Origin of the sequence: Rhizohabitans arisaemae (assembly GCF_025996515.1) — a bacterium.
Classification (GTDB): Bacteria; Actinomycetota; Actinomycetes; order Streptosporangiales; family Streptosporangiaceae; genus Rhizohabitans; species Rhizohabitans arisaemae.
This window is the reverse complement of record NZ_BLRH01000060.1, coordinates 960,551-984,841: the sequence shown is the minus strand read 5'-3', so window position 1 is coordinate 984,841 and position 24,291 is coordinate 960,551. Positions and strand designations below refer to the sequence as shown.

At 69.8% G+C, this 24,291-nt stretch carries 16 protein-coding genes; 13 read left to right on the top strand and 3 right to left on the bottom strand.

Features of this window, described 5'->3' with window-relative positions:
• Window positions 1–111 precede the first annotated feature (111 nt).
• The 7 genes from RUR_RS32945 to RUR_RS32915 are packed head-to-tail and all read left to right on the top strand — an operon-like array spanning window position 112 to window position 7,581.
• On the top strand, window positions 112–1,494 hold the full coding sequence (locus tag RUR_RS32945; RefSeq protein WP_283139132.1) for a sugar transferase: 1,383 nt from the start codon (window positions 112–114) through the stop codon (window positions 1,492–1,494).
• Window positions 1,495–2,562, top strand: a complete 1,068-nt coding sequence (locus RUR_RS32940; RefSeq protein ID WP_283139131.1) for a glucose-1-phosphate thymidylyltransferase — start codon at window positions 1,495–1,497, stop codon at window positions 2,560–2,562.
• Window positions 2,559–3,506 carry a dTDP-glucose 4,6-dehydratase gene (gene rfbB, locus RUR_RS32935; protein ID WP_283139130.1) on the top strand — a complete coding sequence of 316 codons (948 nt, stop codon included), beginning with the start codon at window positions 2,559–2,561 and terminating at the stop codon, window positions 3,504–3,506. The genes RUR_RS32940 and rfbB overlap by 4 nt, the downstream gene beginning before the upstream one ends.
• Entirely contained in the window at window positions 3,503–4,357 is an 855-nt protein-coding gene (gene rfbD, locus RUR_RS32930; RefSeq protein WP_283139129.1) for a dTDP-4-dehydrorhamnose reductase, read from the top strand. Before rfbB ends, rfbD begins: the two co-directional genes overlap by 4 nt.
• 4 nt (window positions 4,358–4,361) lie before the next feature.
• Window positions 4,362–5,600: an MFS transporter gene (locus RUR_RS32925; protein ID WP_283139128.1), complete on the top strand. Its 1,239-nt coding sequence runs from the start codon at window positions 4,362–4,364 to the stop codon at window positions 5,598–5,600.
• Window positions 5,597–6,607 (top strand): TolB-like translocation protein, encoded by a 1,011-nt coding sequence (locus tag RUR_RS32920; RefSeq protein WP_283139127.1) that lies wholly within the window; start codon window positions 5,597–5,599, stop codon window positions 6,605–6,607. Before RUR_RS32925 ends, RUR_RS32920 begins: the two co-directional genes overlap by 4 nt.
• A complete protein-coding gene (locus RUR_RS32915; RefSeq protein ID WP_283139126.1) occupies window positions 6,604–7,581 on the top strand; it encodes a glycosyltransferase family 2 protein in 978 nt (325 codons plus the stop codon). Before RUR_RS32920 ends, RUR_RS32915 begins: the two co-directional genes overlap by 4 nt.
• Before the next feature lie 196 nt (window positions 7,582–7,777).
• On the opposite strand, the gene RUR_RS32910 is transcribed toward RUR_RS32915, so the two are convergent.
• On the bottom strand, window positions 7,778–8,620 hold the full coding sequence (locus RUR_RS32910) for a glycosyltransferase family 2 protein (protein ID WP_283139125.1): 843 nt from the start codon (window positions 8,618–8,620) through the stop codon (window positions 7,778–7,780).
• Window positions 8,621–8,919: 299 nt separating this feature from the next.
• On the opposite strand from RUR_RS32910, the gene RUR_RS32905 reads away from it, so the two are divergent.
• From RUR_RS32905 to RUR_RS32880, 6 genes are all read left to right on the top strand, one after another.
• Window positions 8,920–11,496, top strand: a complete 2,577-nt coding sequence (locus tag RUR_RS32905) for a DUF4082 domain-containing protein (RefSeq protein ID WP_283139124.1) — start codon at window positions 8,920–8,922, stop codon at window positions 11,494–11,496.
• Window positions 11,497–11,623: 127 nt separating this feature from the next.
• Window positions 11,624–12,226, top strand: coding sequence for an acyltransferase (locus RUR_RS32900; RefSeq protein WP_283139123.1), 603 nt, complete (start codon window positions 11,624–11,626; stop codon window positions 12,224–12,226).
• A 145-nt stretch (window positions 12,227–12,371) separates the two neighbouring features.
• Complete coding sequence (locus RUR_RS32895) at window positions 12,372–17,315, top strand: DUF4082 domain-containing protein (protein WP_283139122.1); 4,944 nt, start codon at window positions 12,372–12,374, stop codon at window positions 17,313–17,315.
• Window positions 17,312–18,367, top strand: a complete 1,056-nt coding sequence (locus tag RUR_RS32890; protein WP_283139121.1) for a glycosyltransferase family 4 protein — start codon at window positions 17,312–17,314, stop codon at window positions 18,365–18,367. The genes RUR_RS32895 and RUR_RS32890 overlap by 4 nt, the downstream gene beginning before the upstream one ends.
• On the top strand, window positions 18,367–19,599 hold the full coding sequence (locus RUR_RS32885; RefSeq protein WP_283139120.1) for a glycosyltransferase family 4 protein: 1,233 nt from the start codon (window positions 18,367–18,369) through the stop codon (window positions 19,597–19,599). The genes RUR_RS32890 and RUR_RS32885 overlap by 1 nt, the downstream gene beginning before the upstream one ends.
• Window positions 19,596–21,062 (top strand): oligosaccharide flippase family protein, encoded by a 1,467-nt coding sequence (locus RUR_RS32880; protein ID WP_283139119.1) that lies wholly within the window; start codon window positions 19,596–19,598, stop codon window positions 21,060–21,062. The genes RUR_RS32885 and RUR_RS32880 overlap by 4 nt, the downstream gene beginning before the upstream one ends.
• A gap of 770 nt (window positions 21,063–21,832) precedes the next feature.
• Here RUR_RS32880 and RUR_RS32875 read toward each other — a convergent pair.
• Both RUR_RS32875 and RUR_RS32870 read right to left on the bottom strand, forming a co-directional pair.
• Window positions 21,833–23,134, bottom strand: a complete 1,302-nt coding sequence (locus RUR_RS32875; protein WP_283139118.1) for an O-antigen ligase family protein — start codon at window positions 23,132–23,134, stop codon at window positions 21,833–21,835.
• 26 nt (window positions 23,135–23,160) lie between these two features.
• Window positions 23,161–24,183, bottom strand: a complete 1,023-nt coding sequence (locus RUR_RS32870; protein ID WP_283139117.1) for a YveK family protein — start codon at window positions 24,181–24,183, stop codon at window positions 23,161–23,163.
• Window positions 24,184–24,291: the final 108 nt, after the last annotated feature.

Genomic DNA, 24,291 nt, shown 5'->3' with positions numbered 1-24,291 from the left:
GGCGTCACGCGTGGGAAGGGTGGGTCTCGCGTGCATGGGTCCGAAGTTGTGGGGTTGTCCCCTGCATTAGGGCGTTATAACCGGGTGTCGACCGTTGGAACGAGCAAGTATGTGCTCGCCAGCAGTGCGACCGACTTTGCCTGCGGTCTGGTCGCGGGCATCACGGCCTTGTTCATCAGATTCGACGGAGTCAATCAGCCCTCCGTCATCCCGTACGTGGTGACGAGCATCGCGTTGCCGTTCCTCTGGAGCCTCGCGCTCGTGGTGATGGGGACGTACGACCAGCGGTTCATCGGCATCGGCTCGGACGAGTACCGGCGGGTGGCCAACGCCGGTTTCATCCTCACGGCGGCGGTCGCGATCGTGGCGTACGCCACCAAGACCGACATCGCCCGCGGCTACGTCATCATGGCGATACCGCTGGCCACCGCACTCTCCCTCGTCTGCCGCTTCCTGCTGCGCAAGCGGCTGCACCGGCGCCGGATCGCCGGGCACGACCTGCGCAACGTGGTGGTGGTCGGCCACGCCTCGGCCGTGGCGGACCTGGTCGGCACCTTCAACCGGGAGCGTCACCACGGCTTGGACGTAGTGGCGGTCTGCATCCCGGACGCATCGGCCGCGGGCGCCACCTCCGAGGTGCTCGGGATCCCGGTCCTCGGCGACTTCAGCGATGTGCCCTTCGTGGTCGACCAGGTCGACGCGGAGGTGGTCGCCGTGCTGGCCTGCCCCGAGATGGACGGTACGGCGCTGCGGCGCCTGGCGTGGGAGCTGGAGAAGAGCGACACCGACCTGATCGTGGCGCCGGCGCTGATGGAGGTGGCCGGGCCCCGTACCTCGATCCGGCCGATCGCGGGTCTGCCGCTGCTCCACGTCGAGCACCCCGAGCTGGAAGGCGCCCGTCAGGTGATCAAGGGCGTGTACGACCGGCTCGTCGCGGCGTTCGCCCTGATCCTGCTCTCCCCGGTGTTCGCGATCATCTCGACGATGATCCGGGCCGGCAGTCCGGGTCCGGCGTTCTTCCGGCAGACCCGGGTGGGCAAGGACGGCGCCATCTTCGACGTGTACAAGTTCCGCACCATGGTCGTCGACGCCGAGCAGCAGAAGGTGAAGCTGCTTGAGCTGAACGAGAGCGACGGTGCCCTCTTCAAGATCAAGAAGGACCCGCGGATCACCTCCATCGGGTCCTGGCTCAGGCGTTGGTCGGTCGACGAGCTCCCCCAGTTGATTAACGTGCTGAAGGGGGAGATGTCCTTGGTGGGCCCGCGGCCTCCGCTTCCGGAGGAGGTCGCGCGGTACGGTCACGACGTGCGGCGCAGGCTGGTCGTCAAGCCGGGTCTCACCGGCCTCTGGCAGGTGAGCGGACGTTCCGACCTCAGCTGGGAGGAATCGGTTCGACTTGACCTTCGCTACGTAGAAAACTGGTCCCTCTCGCTCGACCTACAGATCTTGTGGAAGACCTGGCAGGCCGTGTTCTACGGCAGAGGGGCTTACTGAGTGAAGGCACTCGTCCTGGCCGGCGGTTCCGGTACCCGGCTCCGTCCGATCACGCACACCTCCGCGAAACAGCTGGTCCCCGTGGCCAACAAACCCGTGCTCTTCTACGGCCTCGAGGCGATCGCCGAAGCCGGCGTCCGGGAGGTCGGCATCGTGGTGGGGGAGACCGCCGCGGAGATCAAGGAGGTGGTGGGGGACGGATCCGCCTTCGGGCTGGAGGTCACCTACATCCACCAGGAGGCGCCGAAGGGCCTGGCGCACGCCGTACTGATCTCGCGGGAGTACCTCGGCGACGACGACTTCGTCATGTACCTGGGGGACAACTTCATCATCGGCGGGATCACCGAGCTGGTCACCCGGTTCCGGTCGGACCGCCCCGCCGCCCAGATCATGCTCACCAAGGTGAGCGACCCGAGCGCGTTCGGGATCGCCGAGCTCGACGTCGAAGGCCGGGTCGTCGGCCTGGAGGAGAAGCCGGAGAACCCCAAGAGCGACCTCGCCCTTGTCGGCGTCTACCTGTTCTCGCCTGCCGTGCACGAGGCGGTGACGCGGCTCAAGCCGTCCTGGCGGAACGAGCTGGAGATCACCGACGCGATTCAGTGGCTGCTCGACCACGGGCACCGGGTGGAGTCCTCCCTCATCGACGGGTACTGGAAGGACACCGGGAACGTCACCGACATGCTGGAGGTCAACCGCCTCGTGCTGGAGTCGGTTGAGCCCTCCGTCCTCGGCACGGTCGACGAGACGTCCGAGCTGATCGGCCGGGTGGTGATCGAGCCGGGCGTCGAGGTGACCGGGTCGCGGATCATCGGACCGGTGATCGTGGGCGCGGGGTCGCAGGTCCGCGACTCCTACATCGGCCCGTACACCGCGGTGGCCGGCGACTGCCAGGTGATCGACAGTGAGATCGAGTACTCCATCGTGCTCCGTGGCGCGTCCATCCGGGGGGTACGGCGGATCGAGGCCTCGCTCATCGGGCGCGAGGTGGAGGTCACCCCGGCACCCCATGTCCCCAAGGCCCATCGTCTGATTCTGGGCGACCACAGCAAGGTACAGATCAGTCAATGAAGGTTCTGGTAACCGGCGGCGCCGGTTTCATCGGCTCGCACTATGCCCGTCGCCTGGCCGCCTCCGGCGCGGACGTGACGGTGCTCGACAAGCTCACCTACGCGGGCAACCTCGCGAACCTGGAGGGTGTCGCGCACCGTTTCGTGCATGGCGACATCTGCGACGCGGCGCTGGTCGGCGAGGTCGTCCCCGGGCACGACCTGGTGGTCAACTTCGCCGCGGAGTCGCACGTCGACCGCTCCATCGTCGGCGCGGGCGACTTCGTCACCACGAACGTGGTCGGGGTGCAGATCCTGATGGACGCCTGTATGGCGGCGAAAACCCCCCGGATCGTGCAGGTGTCCACCGACGAGGTGTACGGCAGTATCGAGCTGGGCTCCTGGAGTGAGGGGGCCTCGCTCTCGCCGAACTCCCCGTACTCGGCGGCGAAGGCCGGCGGCGACATGATCGCGCTCGCCTACGCCCGTACCCACGGCCTGCCCGTCTCGATCACCCGCTGCGGCAACAACTACGGGCCCAACCAGTTCCCCGAGAAGGTCATCCCCCTCTTCACCACCAACATCATCGAGGGGAGGAAGGTCCCGCTCTACGGGGACGGCGGGAACGTCCGGGACTGGATCCACGTCGCCGACCACTGCCGGGGGATCGAGCTGGTGGCCGAACGCGGCCGGCCGGGCGAGGTCTACCACATCGCCGGAACCGCGGAGATCACCAATCTGGAGCTGACCCGGCGGCTGCTCGACGCGCTCAAGGTCGACTGGAACGAGGTGGAGCGGGTCCCCGACCGCAAGGGGCACGACCGGCGCTACTCCCTCAACGACGACAAACTCCGGGCAATCGGCTACACGCCGACCGTCGAATTCGAGCAGGGGCTCGCCGACACCGTGCGCTGGTACCAGGACAACCCGCAGTGGTGGCAGCCGCTCAAGGCGGCCGGGCGGTGAAATGGCTCCTCACCGGTGCCCGGGGGATGCTCGGCACCGACCTGCTCGCCCGGGCGGCGAGCGAAGGCGAGGTCGTGGGCCTCGGCCGCGCCGAACTCGACCTGCTCGACCCGGACGCGGTACGCCGGGCCGTGCGCGCACACCGCCCGGACGTGGTGGTGAACTGCGCGGCCTGGACCGCCGTGGACCTCGCCGAGGAGCGGGAGGGGGACGCGCTGGCGGTGAACGGCACGGCGGTGCTGCCGCTGGCGGCCGCGTGCGGCGAGGTGGGCGCGAAGCTCGTCCAGATCTCCACCGACTACGTCTTCGACGGGGCCGGGAGCAGCCCGTACCCGGAGGACGCGCCGACGACGGTCCCGGTCAACGCCTACGGCCGTACCAAACTCGCCGGGGAGCGCGCGGTCCTTGAGACCCTCCCCGACCTCGGGTACGTGGTCCGGACCGCTTGGCTGTACGGCGCCCGCGGCCACAACTTCGTCAAGACGATGATCAGGTTGGCCGGGGAGCGGGACACCGTCGACGTGGTCGACGACCAGCTCGGCCAGCCCACCTGGTCCGCGGACCTCGCCGACGCGCTGGTACGGCTGACGCTGGCCGACGCCCCGGCCGGGATCTACCACGGGACCAGCTCGGGCGAGACCACCTGGTACGGGCTGGCGCGGGAGATCTTCACCCTGCTCGGCCTGGACCCCGCCCGGGTCCGGCCGGTCTCGGCCGCGGTGTACGCCCGGCCCGCCCCGCGCCCCGCCTACAGCGTGCTCGGCCACGACGCGTGGGCCAAGGCGGGGCTGGCGCCGATCAGGGATTGGCGGGCCGCTCTGGAGGGCGCCTGGCCGGCGATGGCGGCCTGATCCGATGTACGTCTCCTCCAGCCGGAGTTCCGACGCGGCCTCAGGCGTGCCGCGCCGGATGGCCCTCCGGCTCGTCTCGGGGAACGTGCTCGCGCTGGGCACCGTCAGCCTGATCACCGACATCTCATCCGAGATGGTGACGGCGATCCTGCCCGTCTACCTCGTGATCGGGCTGGGGCTCAACCCGCTTCAGTTCGGGCTGCTCGACGGGCTGTACCAGGGGGTGACCGCCCTGGTCAGGCTGGCCGGCGGCTACTTCGCCGACCGCTGGCGGCGGCTGCGGCTGGTCGCCGGATCCGGGTACGCCCTCTCCGCCGTGGCCAAACTCGGCCTGATCGCCGCGGGCCGGTCGGTCCCGCTGCTCGGGGTGGCCCTCGCCGTGGACCGGATCGGCAAAGGACTGCGTACGGCGCCGCGGGACGCCCTGATCTCGCTTTCCTCCTCCCCCGAGACGCAGGGGAGTGCGTTCGGGATCCATCGGGCGATGGACACCGTCGGGGCGCTCGCCGGGCCGTTCGTCGCGTTCGCGGTGCTCGGACTGACCGGGGACGCCTTCGACGCGGTGTTCGTGGTCAGCTTCTGCGTCGCGCTGCTGGGCCTGGCGGTCCTGGTGCTCTTCGTCCGGGAGAAGCCGCCCGCCCACGTCCGGCCGAGCGCCGTCCCGCGCATCCCGGTCACCGGGCTGCTCCGGCTCCCCGCCTTCCGGCGGGTCTGCGCGGCGGCCGTCCCGCTCTCCCTCGCCACGATCAGCGACTCCTTCCTCTTCCTGCTGCTCCAGGCGAGACTCGACTTCGACGCCGGCTGGTTCCCGCTGCTGCCCGTCGGGGTCGCCGCCTCCTTCCTGGTGCTCGCGGCCCCGCTCGGCTGGCTCGCCGACCGGGTCGGCCGCTCGCGGGTCCTCGTCGGCGGGTACCTGGCGGTGATCGGCTGCTATCTGCTGCTCACCGCCCCCGGACTGCCCGGCCCCGTGGTGCTCGTCGGGGTGCTCGTCCTGCGCGGTGTCGCCTACGCGGCCACCGACGGGGTGCTCATGGCGCTCGCCGGGCCGCTGCTCCCGGAGAACCTGCGGGCGAGCGGACTCGCCTTGCTGCAGACCGGGCAGGCGCTCGCCGCGATGGCCGCGGCCTGGCTCTTCGGCGCCGTCTGGACCTGGCTCGGCCCCGATCTGGCAGTGTGGTCGGCGGTCGCGGCGCTCGCCGCCGCGGTCCTGGTCGCCCGTCCGCTGCTGCGAGGTGCCTCGTGAACAACCGAACCCGCTTGATCGTCGCCGCGGCGTTCGCGGTCGTCCTCACCGTGGCCGCCGGGGCCTATGTGCTGTACGCGCGGGAGCGGACCACGACCGCGGTCACCGCCGCCCCGAGCCCGGGGGTGAGCTACGGCCCGGTGACGGTCGGCGCCGCCGAGGGGGCGATGCTGATGGTCACCGCGGGCGGGGGAGCGGGCAGCGGCCGGGTCGCCGAGGTGGCGGGCGGCAGCCGTACCGTATCCGACCTGCGCTGTGTCCGGTTCTACGCCGTCGAGGGCACCGCGGTCTGCCTCACCGCCGAGCGCGGCGCGCGGACCCGCTACTTCGCCAAGGTGCTCGGCCCGGACCTGCGCGAGCTGCGCAGCGTGGAGCTGCAGGGCGTGCCGAGCCGCGCCAGGATTTCGCGCTCCGGCCGCATGATCGCGTGGACCGTCTTCGTCTCCGGAGACTCCTACCTGGCGTCGGGCCTGTCCACGAGGACCGGGATCCTGGACGCCAAGACCGGCAAGGTCGTGCGCAACATGGAGGAGTTCCAGCTGTTCCGGGACGGGAAGCGGCTCCAGGCGGTGGATCTCAACTACTGGGGTGTCACCTTCACCGGCGACGAGGACACCTACTACGCGACGGTCTCCACCGGCGGGGAGCTCTTCCTGGTCCGGGGGAGGGTCTCGGCCCGCCGGGCCGAGGTGATCGCCAAGGACGTCGAATGCCCGTCCCTGTCCCCGGACGGGACGCGGCTGGTCTACAAGAAGCGCACCGGGGAGGCCACCCGCCCGTGGCGGCTCTACGTCCGCGACCTGGCCTCGGGGCGGGAGACGCCGCTCGCCGAGCGGGAGAACGTGGACGACCAGGCGGCCTGGCTGGACGGGCAGACCGTGATGTACGCCCGGCTCCGTGGCGACAGCACGGACGTCTGGGCGGTCCCGGCCGACGGTTCGGGGGAGCCGAGGCTGATCGCCAGGGACGCCTTCTCCCCCGTACCCCCGATACCCAGGAGTGGATGAGCGTGCTCTCCGTGATCGTGCTGACCTATCGGAGCGCGGCCTACGTCGGACGGTGTCTCGCCGCGTTGACCATGGCGATGAAGGACCTCGACGCCGAGCTGATCGTCGTGGACAACGCCTCGGGGGACGACACCGTCGAGGTGGTCCGCCGCGTGGCGCCGATGGCGCGGGTGCTGGCCAGAGACGTCAACGACGGCTTCGCCGGAGGATGCCACGCGGGCGCCGACATGGCCAAGGGGGACCGGCTGCTGTTCGTGAACCCCGACGCCGAGGTCGAGCCGGACGCGCTGGAGGCGCTGCTGGAGTGCGCGGCCCGGCATCCGCGGGCGGGGATCGTGGGCGGCCGGATGGTCACCGACGAGGGCCGGACCGACCCGCGATCCTGGTGGGGCAAGCCGAGCCTCTGGTCGGTGCTCTGCTTCGGCCTCGGCCTCAACACCGTCTTCCCCGGCAGTGCGATCTTCGACCGGGAGACGCCCCGGCCCTGGAGCGGCGACCCCGGGGAGGTACGGCAGGTGCCGATCGTGACCGGCGCGATGATGCTGATCTCCCGCTCGGCCTGGGAGCGGCTCGGCGGATTCGACAAAGCGATCTTCATGTACGGCGAGGACGCGGATCTCTGCATCAAGGCCGCCCGGCACGGCTACCGGCCCGTGGTCACCGCGCGTGCGGTCTACCGGCATCCGTCCGGCATGTCCTCAAGCAGCCTCGGCAAGCTGACCATGCTCTTCACCGGGAAGGCCACCCTGGTCCGGCGGCATCTGCCCTTCGGCTTCCGGCACCTCGGCATCCGGCTGGTGCTCGCCGGGGTGTGGCTGCGCGCCCAGGCGAGCAAGCGGATCACCCCGCCGGGGATCGACCGCCAGGGCCGCCCGACCGCCAAGGGCGAGGACTGGATCTCCCTGTGGAAGTCCAGGTCCACCTGGCACCACGGCTGGGACGACGGGCGGGGGGTACGGCCCGGCGGGGCTTGATCAGGCGCGGGGACACGCTTCCCCGGCGGATACAGGGCCCGCGCGGGCGGCGGTTGTGGAACGAGCGCGGGGGCTGGATCAGGCGCCGGGCATGCTCCCTGGTGAGCCCTCGGGGTACGGCCGGTCATACCCGGCTCGCTGAGGGTCCGGCCCCGCGAAGGGCCGGCGGGGATGCGGCCCGGCGACTTCGGCCGGGTCAGGCGCGGCTGCTCTCGTCCCGGAGCCAGGTGGTGTAGTCGCCCTTGCGGACGGCGCGGCGGGCCGCCACCTTGGCGACCAAGGCCAGACCGAGGAAGAGCGCGACCCGGGGGGCGAGCCGGGGCTCGGCCTTGGCCATCCGCAGGAGCTGGCCCATCCCGGTTTTGGGGCGGTTGACGGTGGCGCCCTGGTCGCCGCGGTCGATCTGGGAGCCGCCGGTGGCCGTACGGATCCTGCGGCGCATGAGGTCGGCGGCGGTACGCGGCGGGTGGATCGTCACCTTCGCCGCGGAGACGATCTCACTCTCCCCGGGCCCGAAAGCGAGCGCGATCACCAGGTCGTCCCCGATGACCTGGGGCAGGGTGGCGAGGCGCGCGTTCCCCTCCTCGGTGAGGGCGACCACGCCGCGCCCCCACAGGGCCGCGCGCACGTCGGGGAGCCGGGTCCAGACGTCGTAGTACCAGCGGACCATCCAGGGGCGCCCGGTCATGGGCAGGTGGCGCTCGGGTGCCGCGGCCAGGATCCCGGGTGCGGTGAGGGCGCGGCAGAGGGCGCGGACGTCGTCCGTACCGATCTCGATGTCGGCGTCCACGTAGAGCCGGGGGAAGCCGGTGGCCACCGTGTCGCCGAGGCGCAGCGCCTGCCACTTGGACGGGATCGGGCTGTCCACGACGCGGGCGCCGTGCGCCTCGGCGATCTCGGCGGTCCGATCGGTGCAGCCGTTGGTCACCACGATGACCTCGAACTCCCCGGGCCCCGCCGAGGCCGCGAGCCGGGTGAGGAGGCGTCCGATGACTCGTTCCTCATTGTGCGCTGGGATGATGATGCTGGTTTCCGCCACAACCAGGCAGTATGACCACCTTCTAGGGGTGGGCGCCAGTTGTTCCGTTGAACCGGTACAGGGTGGGTTCGGGTTCCGGGTTGGCCTTATTTCTAGCTTTCAAGTGCTATATGCATTTATAGTTTGTCACTTATTTTTTTATTTACATTAATATTGATGTCTGGTCATTTATTCAGTAAACCGGCATTGAGTCGACGGCGTCAGCTATCGATCCCTTCTGTTCGCCGCGTGGGCGCCCGGCACGGGGCCCGCGCTCACTGCCGGGTGGGTTGCCTATGAGATCGCCGAGAGTGACGGCCGTGGCTTCGTCGCTGACCATGGCGGGTGTCCTGTTCCTGATCCCCCTGACCGCAGAAGCCGGATCCCCCTCAGGGTCCGACACGACACCGCCGCGGGTCATCGCAGCGTTCCCCATCGACGACGCCTCCAGCGTCGCCCGCTCCGCCGCACCGCGGGTGGAGTTCGACGAAGCGGTCGTCCCGAACACGGCGACCATGACGGTGACCGATGCGGCCGGAAACACCGTCGCCGGGAGTGCGGCGCTCGACCCGGCGGGCACGACGCTCACCTTCACCCCGTCGGGCACGTTGGCGAACACGACGATCTACACGGTCACCGTCACCGCGGCGGCCGACGCCACCGGAAACGCCATGACCACCCCCCACGTCACCACGTTCACCACGGTCAAGCCGGTGCCGCCGCCCGGGGTGTGCCCCTGCGGCCTGTGGGACGACGCGACGGTCCCGCAGCACGTCGAGGCCGAAGCCGTCCCCGGCGGGCTGGAGCTGGGCATCCGGTTCCGGGTGGACGAGCCCGGCTCGATCACCGGGCTGCGCTTTCACAAGGGGCCACGGAACACCGGCTCCCATGTCGGGACACTCTGGACGGACACCGGGGACGAACTCGCCCGGGCCACCTTCACCGACGAGTCGTCGACCGGCTGGCAGGAGGTGCGGTTCGCGACACCCGTCCAGGTCGTGCCGGAGACCACCTACGTCGCCTCCTACCACACCGACGTCGGATACCACTCGATCAACTACGCCTCGATGTGGGCCGGACGGCAGCGGCCGCCGCTCCACGCCCCGGCCTATCACTGGGAGGGCGGAGACCGGCGCAACGGCGTCTACAAGTACGGCGGCCGCGGGTTCCCCACCCTCAGCGTGAACAACCACTACTCCGTGGACGTGATCTACCAGTACGCGCCGGACGTACGGGCTCCGCGGATCTCCTCGGCGAGCCCGGCGATCCCGGACACGGGTTCCGGGGAGACCAGCGTGCCGGTGTCGGCCAAGGTCCGGGTGGACTTCGACGAGGCGGTCAGCGGACCGCTGGTCGCGGTCACCGGACCGGCCGGACAGGTCGCCGGGAACGCCGTCCTGGACGGCACCGGCAAGAACCTCGTCTTCACCCCGTCGGCACCGCTGGCCGCGGCCACCGAGTACACGATCGAGGTGAGCGCCGCGCAGGACGCGGCGGGCAATGTGATGACGGCCAAGACCTGGTCGTTCACCACCGCGGGAGTCGGAGCCTGCCCGTGCACCCTGTTCTCCAGCGGAGCACTCCCGGCCACACCCGCCACGGCGGACTCGGCCGCGGTCAACCTGGGCGTGAAGTTCACCGTGGCCACGCCGGGATACGTGAGCGGCGTCCGGTTCTACAAGAGCGCGCAGAACACCGGTACGCACACCGGCGGGCTGTGGAAGGCCGACGGGACCCCGCTGAGCAAGGGCGTCTTCCAGAACGAGACGGCCGGTGGCTGGCAGACGCTGACCTTCGGCACCCCGGTCCCGGTGGCGCCCGGAACGACGTACATCGCCTCCTACCACGCCCCGAACGGCCGGTACGCGAGCAACGGGTCCTACTTCACCGGCCCGGCCGCCAACGCGCCGCTCGCGACCCCGGCCTCGGCCGGCGTCTACGCCTACGGGCCCTGGGGAGCGCCGGTCTACAGCTACGGCGGGGGCAACTACTGGGTGGATCCGATCTTCGTCACCACGGTTCCAGCCGACACCTCACCGCCCGATTTGCTCGTCACCGACGCGTTGGACGGTGAATCCAGCGTGCCCCTCGACGCACCGATCACTGCTACGTTCACCGAGGACGTCGACCCGGCGAGCATCGCGTTCACGGTGACCGGTCCCTACTCCGGACATCCGGATACGCCGCATCAGTCCCAAGCCGCTTCGGTCTCCGGCACGGTCGGCTATGACGCGGCGTCCAGGAAAGCGGTTTTCACCCCGTCGGCTGCACTCGCTTACCAGAAGTACTACGAGGTCGAGCTATCGGGAGCCAAGGACGCGGCGGGAAACGCAATGCAGCCGGTTCGCTGGGCGTTTGAGACCGTCGGCAACAGGCTTGGTGGCATCGCGACGATCTGGCCGGACAACGTCCGGCCTGCGGTCAGGACCGCGGCCGATCATTCCGGGGTCGTCCTGGGGGTGAAGTTCCGGGTGACGGTGAGCGGATACGCGTCGGCTATCCGCTTCCACAAGGGGCCGGGGAACCACGGCCCCCATGTCACCACCCTGTGGAAAGCGGACGGTACGAAACTGGCCGAGGTCGAGATCAACAATGAGACCACGGCAGGCTGGCAGTATGCGCATCTGCCGAGGGCCGTTCGGCTGAACGTCGGCACGACCTACGTCGTCTCGTACCATGCGCCCTTCGGCAAGTACAGCTACACCCCGAATGTGTTCGCCTCCTCCGGAGTGAGCTCCCCTCCGCTCTACGCACTGCGCTCAGGTGAGGAGGGCCCCAACAGCGTCTACGCGTACGGGGCCAACCAGTTCCCGACCCGCGGCAGCACCGCGAGCTACTACGTGGACGTCGCGTGGGTGGAACAGCCCCCGCGGGGCCAATGGCCGCCGATTGAGTGACATCTGAGCATCCCGCCGTTTCGGGTGCCCGGTATGTCGGGCTCCCGGAACGGCGTCGCCCTCCGGGGCAGTATGGTCACTCTGACCGTACAAAAACCCCGGCGAAAGCTGCGAAAGGCGGCAATCCATGAGCGAGCCACGAGTCCTCCCCGGCGCCGACGTGGACCCCACGGCGAAGATCGGCGAAGGGACCGTGATCTGGCATCTGGCCCAGATCCGCGAGGACGCGACGCTCGGCTCGGGATGCATCGTCGGGCGTGGCGCCTATGTGGGGCCGGGGGTGCGGATCGGCGACAACGTCAAGATCCAGAACTACGGGCTCGTGTACGAGCCCGCGGTGCTGGAGGACGAGGTGTTCATCGGCCCCGCGGTGGTGCTCACCAACGACCTCTACCCGCGTTCGGCCGATGTGGACGGGAGTCTCAAACGTCCGGGCGACTGGTCGGCGGACGGGGTCGTGGTCCGGCGGGGCGCCTCCCTCGGGGCCCGCTCCGTGGTGGTCGCGGGACGGACGGTCGGCAGGTACGCGCTGGTGGCCGCGGGGGCGGTGGTGACCAGGGACGTACCGGACTTCGCGCTGGTGGCGGGGGTTCCGGCGCGGCGGATCGGCTGGGTGGGCCGGGCGGGGGTCCCGCTGGAGGAGACGTCGGCGGGGGTCTGGCGGTGCCCGAAGACCGGGGAGCTCCACACCGAGTCCGAAGGTGTGCTCACAGTGAACTACCGGGATTAGTGAGATTTCAGTAATTACCTGGTCATAGGTAAACCTGCGCTGGATCACTAGCGTCAGGTATAGGTATTTATCAATCTTGTCTTGATGTCGGGGCGTGACGCGGGCCGACCCCGGTGTCGATGCATGTGGGTGGGTGGGTTTTTTCATGAGGTCGCCACGTGTGCTGGCCGCCGTCTTCACGCTGGTGCTCGCCGGCGCGACTGTCACGGTTCCCTCGCCCTCGACGGCGGAGGTCCGGACGACGGCTCCAGCGGTTCAAGCACCACAGGCACAGGCACGGCTCGCGCCGTGCGATCCAGGCGGCAACAAGGTCGTCTGTGAGAACTCCAAACCGGGTTCCCCGCCTTCCGAATGGGAGATCGACAAAAACCGGGGCGACACCATCGAGGGTTTCGCGACCCGGATGAGCGTGAACGTCGGGGAGACCGTTGAGTTCAAGGTCCGGACGCCGTCGACCGACTACCGGCTCGACATCTACCGGATCGGGTACTACGGGGGGCTCGGGGCGCGCAAGCAGGCGACGGTGACGCCGTCCGCGACGCTGCCCCAGAACCAGCCCGCGTGCCTGGAGCGACCCGCGACCGGGCTGATCGACTGCGGTAACTGGGGGGTCTCGGCGAGCTGGGCCGTCCCCGCCGACGCGGTCTCCGGCGTCTACGTCGTACGTCTGGTACGGCAGGACGCGGCCAACCCCGAAGGGGACGACGAGGCACACGTCGTCTTCATCGTCCGGGACGACGCGAGCACCTCCGACCTGCTCTTCCAGACCTCCGACACCACCTGGCAGGCGTACAACGACTGGGGGGGCAACAGCCTCTACAAGGGGACGAGCCAGGCGGCGCCCGACCGCGCGGTGAAGGTGAGCTACAACCGGCCCTTCGCCACCCGGACCGGCACCCCGTGGGGACGTGACTTCCTCTTCGCGAACGAGTATCCGATGATCCGCTTCCTGGAGGCGAACGGGTACGACATCAGCTACACCTCCGGCATCGACACCGACATCCGCGGCAACCTGCTCCTGAACCACAAGGTGTTCCTCTCGGTAGGCCACGACGAGTACTGGTCCAAGAACCAGCGCGCCTACGTCGAGGCGGCCAGGGACGCCGGGGTGAACCTCGCCTTCTTCAGCGGCAACGAGGTCTTCTGGAAGACCCGCTGGGAGCCGAGCGACGACGGCACGAACACCCCGCACCGGACCCTGGTCACCTACCGGGAGACCCGGGCCGCAGCCAAGATCGACCCGCACAACGAGTGGACCGGCACCTGGCGTGACCCGCGCTTCAGCCCCCCGCACGACGGCGGGCGGCCGGAGAACTCGCTCACCGGCCAGCTGTGGACCGTGAACTGCTGCAACGCCGACATCGAGGTGCCCGCCGCCGACGGCAAGATGCGGTTCTGGCGCAACACCGACATCGCCACCCTGCCCGCCGGGCAGAAGGCGACCCTGCCCGACGGCACGCTCGGCTACGAGTGGGACGAGGACCCCGACAACGGGTTCCGCCCGGCCGGTTCCTTCCGGCTCTCCACCACCACCCACCAGGCGCCCGAGGTCATCCAGGACTACGGGTTCCGGGTCGCCGCCGCCGAGGCCACCCACCACCTGACCACCTACCGCGCGGCCAGCGGCGCCCTGGTCTTCGGCGCGGGTACCGTCCAGTGGTCCTGGGGCCTGGACGAGAACCACGACTGGGGACGGAACTACAACAACCGCCCCGCGGTGAAGCCGCCCGTCGACCGCCGGATGCGGCAGGCCACAGTCAACCTCTTCGCCGACATGAACGTGCAGCCGGGAACCCTGCAGACCGGCGCGGGCTGGGACCTCGTCCCCGCCACCGCCTCCGACGACACGGTCAAGCCCACCTCGACGATCACCTCCCCGGCTCCGGGCGCGACCCTGGACAGCGGGACCCAGGCGACCATCACCGGGACCGCCGCCGACACCGGCGGCACCAGCCCGGCCGGGCGGGTCGCCGCGGTGGAGGTGTCCACCGACGGCGGTACCACCTGGCGGATCGCTCAGGGCCGGGAGAACTGGTCCTACACCTGGTCCGTGGTGGGCAACGGCCCGGTCACGATCAAGACCAGGGCGGTGGACGACACCGGCAACCTGGAGGTTCCCGGAGCCGGACGCGCCGTCAACGTGGCCTGCCCCTGCGGCCTCTTCGGCGACTCGGCCACCCCCAAGAACCACGTGAACAACAACTCGCCCATCGAGGTGGGCGTGAAGTTCCAGTCCCAGGTCAACGGCTGGATCGGCGGGGTTCAGTTCTACAAGGGCCCGAGCAACACCGGCCGGCACACCGGGACCCTGTGGACCGCGCAGGGCGCGCTCCTGGCCACCGGCACGTTTGAGAACGAGACGGCCTCCGGCTGGCAGACCCTCACGTTCCCCACCGCGGTTCCGATCACCGCCGGCACCACCTACGTGGTGAGCGTCTTCAACGAGAGCGGGTGGTACGCCAACACGCCCGACATGCTGCGGCAGGCCCCGATCCTGAGCCCGCCCCTGATCGCACCCAGCATGGGCGAGGCCTCGGGCAACGGCGTCTTCCGGAGCGGCAGCGCCGGGTTCCCGCAGCAGACCTACCAGGGAACCAACTACTGGGTCGACCCGGTCTTCCACACCGTCGAGCCGCCGGACGTACGGGCACCCGCGGTCACCGCGGCTTCGCCGTACCCGAACGCGTCGAGCGTGGCGCTGAACGCGCTGCCCGCGGTCACCTTCGACGAGCCGATCGCCGCGGGTTCGGCCACGGTCACGGTGAAGGACGCCGCGAACAACACGGTGGCGGGCACGGCCGCGCTCGACCAGACGAGCCGGATCCTCACCTTCACCCCGGCCGCCCAGTTCGCGAACACCACCACCTACACGGTCACGGTGGGCGGTGCCAGGGACGCGTCGAACAACGCGATGACGACGCCCTACGAGTACTCCTTCAAGACGGTCAAGCCGACCCCGGCGCCCACCGTCTGCCCGTGCGGCATCTGGAACGACTCCGTCGTCCCGCCCGCGGCCTCCGTCCAGGTCAACGACGCGACGGCCCGGCAGCAAGGCGGCGTCGAGCTCGGCGTCCGGTTCAAGGCGACCCGGGATGGCTTCATCAACGGCATCCGCTTCTATAAGGGGGTCAACAACACCGGCACGCACGTCGGGAAGCTCTGGTCGTCCGCGGGCGTGGAGCTCGCGCAGGCGACGTTCACCGGCGAATCCAGCACCGGCTGGCAGGAGGTCCTGTTCGCCAACCCGGTGCCGGTGCAGGCGAACCTGATCTACACCGCCTCGTACCACACGACCGTCGGCTGGTACTCGGCCGCGTACAACACCATGTCCAACGGGGTGACCAACACACCGCTGCGGGCCATGGCCCACGTCGGTGAAGGCGGCAACGGCGTCTACAAGTACGGCGCCAGCTCGTACCCCACCACCAGCGCCAACACCAACTACTTCGTCGACGTGGTCTACGACTACGCGGCGGACACCACCTTGCCGCAGGTGGAGAGCGCATACCCGCGGATCCCGGTCTGGGGTCAGTCCGGGGAGACGAACGTGGCGACCGGGACCGTCGTCCGCGCCACCTTCGACGAGCCGGTGACCGGGGCGACGATCACCGTCACCCCGCAGGGCGGCAGCCCGATCGCCGGGACCGCCGCGATGAACGGCCAGGTCCTGACGTTCACACCGGCGGCCCCGCTCGCGGCGGCCACCCGGCACACGATCAAGGTCATCGGGGCCGTGGACGCCGCGAGCAACGCCATGCTCGACAAGTCCTGGTCGTTCACGACCTCCGGAACCGCGCTCTGCCCGTGCACGCTGTTCTCCAGCGCGGCGGCGCCCGCCACGGTGACCACGGCGGACAACGCCGAGGTGAACCTGGGGACGAAGTTCACCGTGGACACGGCGGGCTACATCACCGGAGTCCGGTTCTACAAGGGACCGCAGAACACCGGGGTGCACTACGGCGGGCTGTGGACGGCGAACGGGACCCTGCTCACCAAGGGCAAGTTCAAGAACGAGACGGCGAACGGCTGGCAGACGCTCGCCTTCTCGGCGCCGATCGCGGTCGTGCCGGGGACGACCTACGTCGCCTCCTACCACGCGCCGAACGGCCGCTACTCCAGCACCGGGTCGTACTTCACCACCGCGGCCACCAACTCCCCGGTGAGCGCACCGGCCTCGGCCGGTGTGTTCTCCTACGGTCCGTGGCGGATCCCCACCTCCTCCTACCAGGGCGGGAACTACTGGGTCGATCCGATCTTCGTGGTGACCTCCCCCGGCGACGCGGTGGCACCCGAACTGAACGAGACCGACGCGCTCGACGGCGAGACCAGCGTGCCGGCCGCCGCGAACGTCACCGCCGTGTTCAACGAGGCGATCGCACCGGCCACCCTGCAGTTCACGCTGACCGGTCCCGGCGGCGCCGTGGCGGGCGCGGTCTCCTACGACGCGGCCACCCGGACGGCGACGTTCAACCCGGACGCGACGCTCGCCGCGAACACCACGTACACGGCGAACGTCTCGGGTGCCGCCGACCCGAGCGGGAACGTGATGAGCCCGATCGGCTGGTCCTTCAAGACCGCGAAGGACCCGGTGGCCGGCTGTCCGTGCTCGATCTGGCCGGACACCGCGCGTCCCGCCGTACGGACCGACTCCGACCCCGCAGGCGTCGTCCTGGGCGTGAAGTTCCGGTCGACGCAGAACGGCTGGATCACCGGGATCCGGTTCTACAAGGGACCGCAGAACACCGGCACCCACGTCGGCACCCTGTGGGCGGCGGACGGCACCAAGCTCGCCGAGGCGACGTTCGCCAACGAGTCCACCGCCGGCTGGCAGCAGGTGAACTTCACGACACCGGTCCAGGTCACCGCCGGGACCACCTACGTCGCCTCCTACCGGGCGCCGGTCGGGAAGTACAGCCACACGCCGAACGTGTTCAACAACGGCGGGGTGGACTCGCCGCCGCTGCGCGCGCTGGCCTCCGGTGAGGACGGCCCCAACAGCGTCTACCGCTACGGGGCGAACGCCTTCCCGACCAACGCCAGCAACGCCAACTACTGGGTCGACGTCGTGTTCAGCGATACCGCCCCATGATCAACAAACTGGTTCGCCGGGCACTCGATCTGCGTGCCCGGCGTTACCGCCGCCCCCCCGCCCTCAAGACGGGGCGGGGTGGCGGTACCACCGTCTACTACCTCTGTCCCGACTATCCGGTGCCGAGCGGCGGAATCCGGATGATCTACCGCCACGTCGACCTCCTCAACGAGGCGGGGGTCGACGCGGCGGTGCTGCATCACCGGACAGGCTTCAGCTGCCGATGGTTCGACCACTCCACCCGGGTGGTCGGCGCCCCCTCGGTCACCCTCTCCGAGAGCGACGTGCTCGTGGTCCCCGAGATCTACGGGCCGTCGCTCGGCCTTTTGCCGCAGGCCCCGCGGATGGTGGTGTTCAACCAGAACGCCTACCTCACCTTCGACGGACTCGACGAGGGGGCCGCGCCGCCGTACCGCGGCCTGCCGAACCTGGAGGCGGTGCTCACCGTCTCCGAGGACAGCGCGAAGTACCTGAGGTTCGCCTTCCCCGAGCTGCCGGTGACCGTGGTGGTGAACGGCATCGACACCGAGGTCTTCCACCCGAGCGGGCAGCCGCCCCCCAAGCGGATCGCGTACATGCCGCGCAAGCGGCCCGATGACGCCGCGCAGGTCCTGGGGCTGCTCCGCGCGCACGGCAGCCTCGAAGGCTGGGAACTCGTGCCGATCGCCGGCTCCTCCGAGAGCGAGACCGCCCGGATCCTGCGGTCCAGTCCGATCTTTTTCGCCTTCGGCAAGCAGGAAGGCTTCGGCCTGCCCCCCGCCGAGGCGATGGTCTCCGGGTGCTGCGTCGTCGGATTCACCGGGTTCGCCGGGAAGGAGTTCTTCCTGGCCGAGTTCTCCGTAGCGGTGGAGGACGGGGATGTGCTGGCTTTCGCCACAGCTGCGGCGAGTGTCCTGGAACAATATGAGAAGGAGCCCGATTCGATCAGGAAAGCCGGTCGGGACGCCGCCGAACACATCCGCCGCACCTACCCGGTCTCCCGGCAGCGTGCGGAACTGCTGAACTTCTACGGTTCCCTGGACATCACCCCCGGGCTCGGAAGGACACCCTGATGCGTGTGCTCGTCGGGCTCCACCACCTGGAGCTCGGAGGCAGTCAGCTCAACGCGCTCGACCTCGCCACCAAGATCCGAGACCGCGGACACCACGTGGAGGTGTTCGCCACCCACACCGACACCCCCGGTCCCGTGGCGGATCTGGTACGGGCCCGCGGCCTCCCCCTGACCCTCGCCCGGCACCCCCGGGAACGGCCCGCACGGGGAGCGCTCTACCGCCCCTCCGTGGCCGCGGCGATGACCGAACTCGCGCGGACCGCCCGCATCGACCTCGTCCACGCCTACGAGTACCCCCTCATCCTGGACGCCTTCTACGGCCCCCACCTGCGGCTCGGCGCCGAGCTCGCCGGGACCGTCTACGCCATGGCCGTGCCCACCTGGCTGCCCGGGCACGCCACCCTCGTGGCCGGGACCCGGGACCTGGTGCACGGCGCCCGCGCCGTCGGCCAGCGCGCCGTCCTCATCGAGCCACCGGTCGACACCGACTCCGACGACCCCGTCGCCGTCGACGGGCTCGCCTTCCGCCGCGCGTACGGGATAGCCGACGACGAACTCGCCGTCGTGGTCGTCTCCCGCCTGGAACCCGACATGAAAGAGGAAGGCATCGCCGGCGCGATGGGCGCGATCAAGGAGCTCGGCGACCCCCGGCTCCGGTTCGTGGTCGTCGGCACCGGCCCCTCCGTCGACTCGCTGGCGCGCCGGGCCGCCGAGGTCAACACCGCGCTCGGGCGGGAGGCGATCACCATGACCGGAGCCCTCGCCGACCCGCGGCCCGCCTACGCCGCCGCCGACATCGCCCTCGGGATGGGCGGATCGGCGCTCCGCGCGATGGCGTTCGGCAAACCCCTCGTCGTCCTCGGGGTGAAAGGGTTCTCCCGGCCGTTCGACGAGAGCAGCTGCGCCCACTTCTTCGAAGCCGGGTTCTTCGGCGTGGGCGACGGACACCCCGACCCGATCGCCGCCCAGCTGGCCGAACTCGCCGGTGACTCCGACCGCCGGACCCGCCTCGGCGCCCTCTCCCGGCGGGTCGTCCTGGAGCGGTACAGCCTTGACGTCGCGACCGACACCTTGGAGCGACTGTACGGCGAGGCGCTGGCGAAGCGGCACGGCACCGCCTTCCGCGTCCGGGCCGCGGTCCGCACCGCCCTGCACCGCACCGCCGCCGACCTCGCCGGAAACGTCCTGCGCACCCGGCTCCGGCCGCTGGTCCGCCGGGTCCTCTCCCGATGACGGCACCGGACTCGGTCGCCGCGCGGGCCGGGCGGGCGCTCAGCTGGAGCCTGATCAACACGATCGCCTCCCGCCTGGGGACGTTCGCCATCGGGATCGTCCTCGCCCGCATCCTCGGACCCCAGGAGTTCGGCACCTTCGCGGTAGCCCTGCTGGCGCTCTTCGCGGTCCTCAGCTTCAGCGAACTCGGGGTGAGCCTGGCGATCGTCCGCTGGCCCGGCGACCCCCGGGAGATAGCGCCCACGGTGACCACCATCTCGGTGGTCACCGGCACGGTGCTGTTTCTTCTCGTCCTGGCCGGGGCGCCGGTGTACACCGCGGCCATGGGCGCCCCGCAGGCCACCGAGGTCATTCGGCTGCTCGCCGTCAACATTTTGATCAGCGGGCTGCTGGCCACGCCTGCCGCGTTGATGCAGCGGGAATTCCAAGCCGGGCGCCGGATGGTCGTCGACCAGGTGGGCACCTGGACCGGGTCGGTGCTCTCCATCGTGCTCGCGCTCGCCGGGATGGGTGCGATGAGCCTGGCCATCGGGCGGCTGGCCGGAGCGTTCGCGTCCGGCGTCCTGTTCGTCGCCTTCGTCCCGCGCGGGCTGCGGTTCGGCTTCGACCGCGCCGTCGCCCGGCGGCTCCTCGGCTTCGGGCTGCCGCTCGCCGGATCCAGCATCGTGGTGTTCGCCGTCACCTACCTCGACCAGCTCATCGTCGGCGGCGCCCTCGGCAGTGTCGCCCTCGGCTTCTACCTGTACGCCTTCAACCTCTCCAGCTGGCCGGTGAACATCCTCTCCCAGCCCGTACGGCAGGTGGCGCCCGCCGCGTTCGCCCGGCTCCAGCACGACCCCCCCGCCATGCGGCGGTCCTTCACCGCCTCGACCGGACTCCTCGCCGCGGTGACCCTCCCCATCTGCCTCGTCCTTACCGGGGCCGCCGAACCCCTCGTCCGGTTCCTCTACGGAGCCGCCTGGGCGCCCGCCGCCGACGCCCTCGTCTGGCTCGGGCTGTTCGCCGCCGTCCGGGTCATGTTCCAGCTGGTCTACGACTACTTCGTCGTCCTCGGCAGCACCCGGATCGTGTTCGCCGTCCAAGTCGTCTGGCTCATCGCCCTGCTCCCCGCCGTGTACGCCGGCGCGACCCTCGCCGGAATCGCCGGAGCGGCGGCCGCCCAGCTGGCTGTAGCCCTTCTCGTCGTCCTCCCCTGGTACCTGTGGGAACTGCGCCGCTGCGGCATCCCCATCGGCGGCCTCGCCCGGCAGATCGCGAGCCCCGCCCTGGCCGCCGTCCCCGTCGGCGCCGTCGGCTACCTCGCCCAAGCCTGGATCCCCCTCGACATTGCGGCCTTGGCCGTCGTCGGGGTAGTCCTGCTGGCCGCCCTCGCCGTACAAGCCCGCCGGGTCAAAGCAACCATCCGCGAACTCAAGACTGTGGGAGCCGAGCCGGCCGAGCCCCGGGAAGTTCCCACCCCCTAAGTGCGGTCAGGGCAACCCGGGCTTACCGGCTAGAGCCCCGCCCCGCCCTCTCTTACGGGTCGGGCACGAGCCGGCCGAGCGGAGGCTCGGCCAAAAAATACAGGCTCTTGACGGCGACCTCGCCTAACACGGTCCCCACGTGCGTTGTTGTCACCCTGACCCTGCCTACCTGACCGGGCGGGCGGTTGTGGCCCCCGGTTGCAACCACGGACGTGCGGACCGCCTTAAGAGAAGGCACTCTTACAAGCCTGTGTTTTCTGACATCGACCGCGGTCGGTTCGCACCGGACATAGAGCGTCCGGCGCGAACCGCCGCGCGCATTCTCGCGCCGCCAAGAGCGCGGCGCGAGAAGTGCGGATGTAGCGCCTTGGGCACCTAGCATCCAGCCACACTTACAACCAGCACCCGGGAACCGTGTAGGAGACCTCGGCTTGCTGGCTGTGGTCTTGCCCGGCCCTCTCTTACGGGTCAGCCACATGCGCGCTCGAAACGCCCCCGCGATCTGGACTGACGACGGCGTCGTCGCGTCGGCGGCGACGACTAGGAGGGAAGACGCGGGTCACCGGCGTTTCGAGCCGGCCGAGCGGAGGCTCGGCCAGAAAATACTGGCTCTTGACGGCGACCTCGCTTAACACGGTCCCCACGTGCGTTGTTGTCACCCGGACCGCGCCTACGAGCCCCCGGGAACCCCGTAGGCGCCTTCCGGCTAACGGCTGGCGGCCTCAGGCCGTACCTGTAACTCAAGATCCCGTGGTGAGGCCCGGCGGCCGTTAACTGGCTAGGACCAGTTCTCGGGCTCGTTGGCGGGCGATGGCGGGGACGCGGATGAGGCGCCAGAGGGCGCCGCAGAGGCCGAACATGAGGAAGGTCATGCCGGAGGCCATCGGGAAGGCGAACGTGTCGTAGGTGCCGAAGGTGAACGCGGCCATCGCGATGATCGCGGCGAAGCATTGGGCCAGGTGCTGGACGGCCGGGTCTTCGCAGCGTTTGCGGACTGAGCGGGCCATCACCCAGGAGTGGACGAACAGGGAGATGAGGGCCACCACCCCGAGCAGCCCGATGTCGAGGAGTGAGACGAGGTACTGGTTGTCCAGGATGCGGTACTGCTTGGGGAGCCAGGTGGCGAAGCCGCGGCCGAACCACGGGTGCTGCGGGAAGTAGTAGAAGACCGCGTCGTAGTCCTGCAGGCGGAATCGGGTGCTGCCGTCGGTGCCGATGTTGGAGACCAGTCGTCGCAGGGTGCCGACGAGGCCGGGGGCGAGGCCTTGGACGGCCGCGAGGAAGAGGAAGCCGACGAGGTAGGCCTTGCGGCGTTCCTGCTTGGTCCAGAGCGGCAGGATGATGACGAGGGCGATGCCGAGGGCCATGAAGGCGGAGCGGGACACGGTCATGAACATCGCCATCGTGATCAGGCCGACTTGCAGCCATCTTCGGCCGCGTTTGCCGTCGGGCGCGTATCTGGCCCCGTGGATGGCGAGCGGGATCAGCATGCCGAGCACCATGCCGAATTCGAGCGGGTGGAGTGAGGTTCCGGCCGGTCTGCGCAGGTTGTCCCGGCTGAGCAGCGAGGCGTAGTCGCCTTGCTGGGCGAGCCCGGGGATCCTGATGTATTGGGAGATGTCCAGCCCGAACAGGTACTGCAGGATGCCGATGATGGCCAGGAAGGTGCCGAAGGCGACCAGCCGCCGCCGGATCCGCTCCAGGTTCTCCATCCGGTCGATGCTGTCCGCGGCGAGCAGCACCACCCCGGTCCAGCCGAGGACCGTGATCATGCCGCGGTCGACCGCGTTGAGCTCGATGGTCTCCAGGGGGCGGGCCACCGCGGCGGCGTAGCTGGCCAGCGCGGCGGCGAGGAAGAGCCCCATGGCGAGCCGCATCGGCTGCCGTTCCCGGACCACGGCGGCCGAGCGGGGGCTCAGCCACGCCATGATGTACCAGAGCAGCAGGACGCACGCGAGCATGCCGGCGGGGGTGCCGGCGGCCCCGAGCGGGGCGAAGACGAACCTGGACGGCACCAGGAGCAGGACCGCCATGTAGATGGTCAGCACCACCACCGAGGTGGTGCGGGTCATCGGCTGTGGGGCTGGGTGCACGGCGGCTAGCGGCGCTCGTCGTCGAACTTGTAGGCGTTCGGCTCGTTCTCGGGCTTGGCCGGGATCTCGCGGCGGCGCTTACCCGTGTTCACGGACCCGTTGCCGACCTTGACCCGGCTGCTGTGCTCCGGGTCGACCACGATTCTCGGCATGTTCATGGTGTCGGCGTCTCCGGCGCTGGTCCACAGATCGGGGGTGGCACCGGTGGCTTCGGGCGTGGCGGGCTCGACGGGCGTGCGTCGCATGACCTGCATGTCCTGGGTACGGCGGACCGCCGACGGCTCGCTCAGGTCGACCCCGGCCGTGGATCCCGGAGCGGTGGGGGCGCGTACGGCGGACGCGGGCCGGGCCGGGTCCTGGTTCGTCAGGTGCCGGCTGTTCCTGGGCACGCCCACCCGGGCGCGCCTGCTCTCGGCGATACGGCGCCGCTCCGCCATCGCCTCGATCATGACCGGGATGCCGATGGTGACGAGGAGTCCGGCGACCCCGATGACGATGAGGAGGCGCAGCTTGTCCTGGGTGACCCGCTGGGGTTCCACCGTCTGGGCGATGACCCGGGTCCGGATGAGCGATTCGCTGGAGGGTGATTTGCCCTGCACGGTCTGCAGGCTGTTGAGCCGCGGCCCGACCTCGTCCAGGAGCGCCTTGAGGGTGGCCGAGGTGACTTCGGGGTTGTCCCCGGTGACGACGACGTCCAGGACGGGGCCGTTGGAGTCGGTGGCCAGGTTGATCTCGTATTCGGCGTCGAACCCCTTGTTGGCGAAGGCTTCGACGGTGGCCTCACTGGACAGGTTGCGTCCGGTGACCTCGGCGGAGACTCTCAGCGAGTCGCTGAATACCAGGTAGGCGTTCCCTCCCGCCTCCTCGGCCTGCTTGATGGACGGCAGAAAGAGTACGTTGGCCTTGGATTCGTAGCTCCAGGGCAGCAGGGCGTAGGCGGCTCCGACTCCGGACACGCTGAGGGAGAACAGCAGCAAGGCGACCCACCACCACCGGCGTAGTGCCTGCAACGTTCCGAGCAGATCCATTGTTCCCCTTCTGCCCGCTTGCGGCACTAAACGCGGGGCGGAGGTAATACCCCGTCATTGCACAAGATAGGTCCTCGACGAATAACCCCTAGCATAGGTGACATCGAG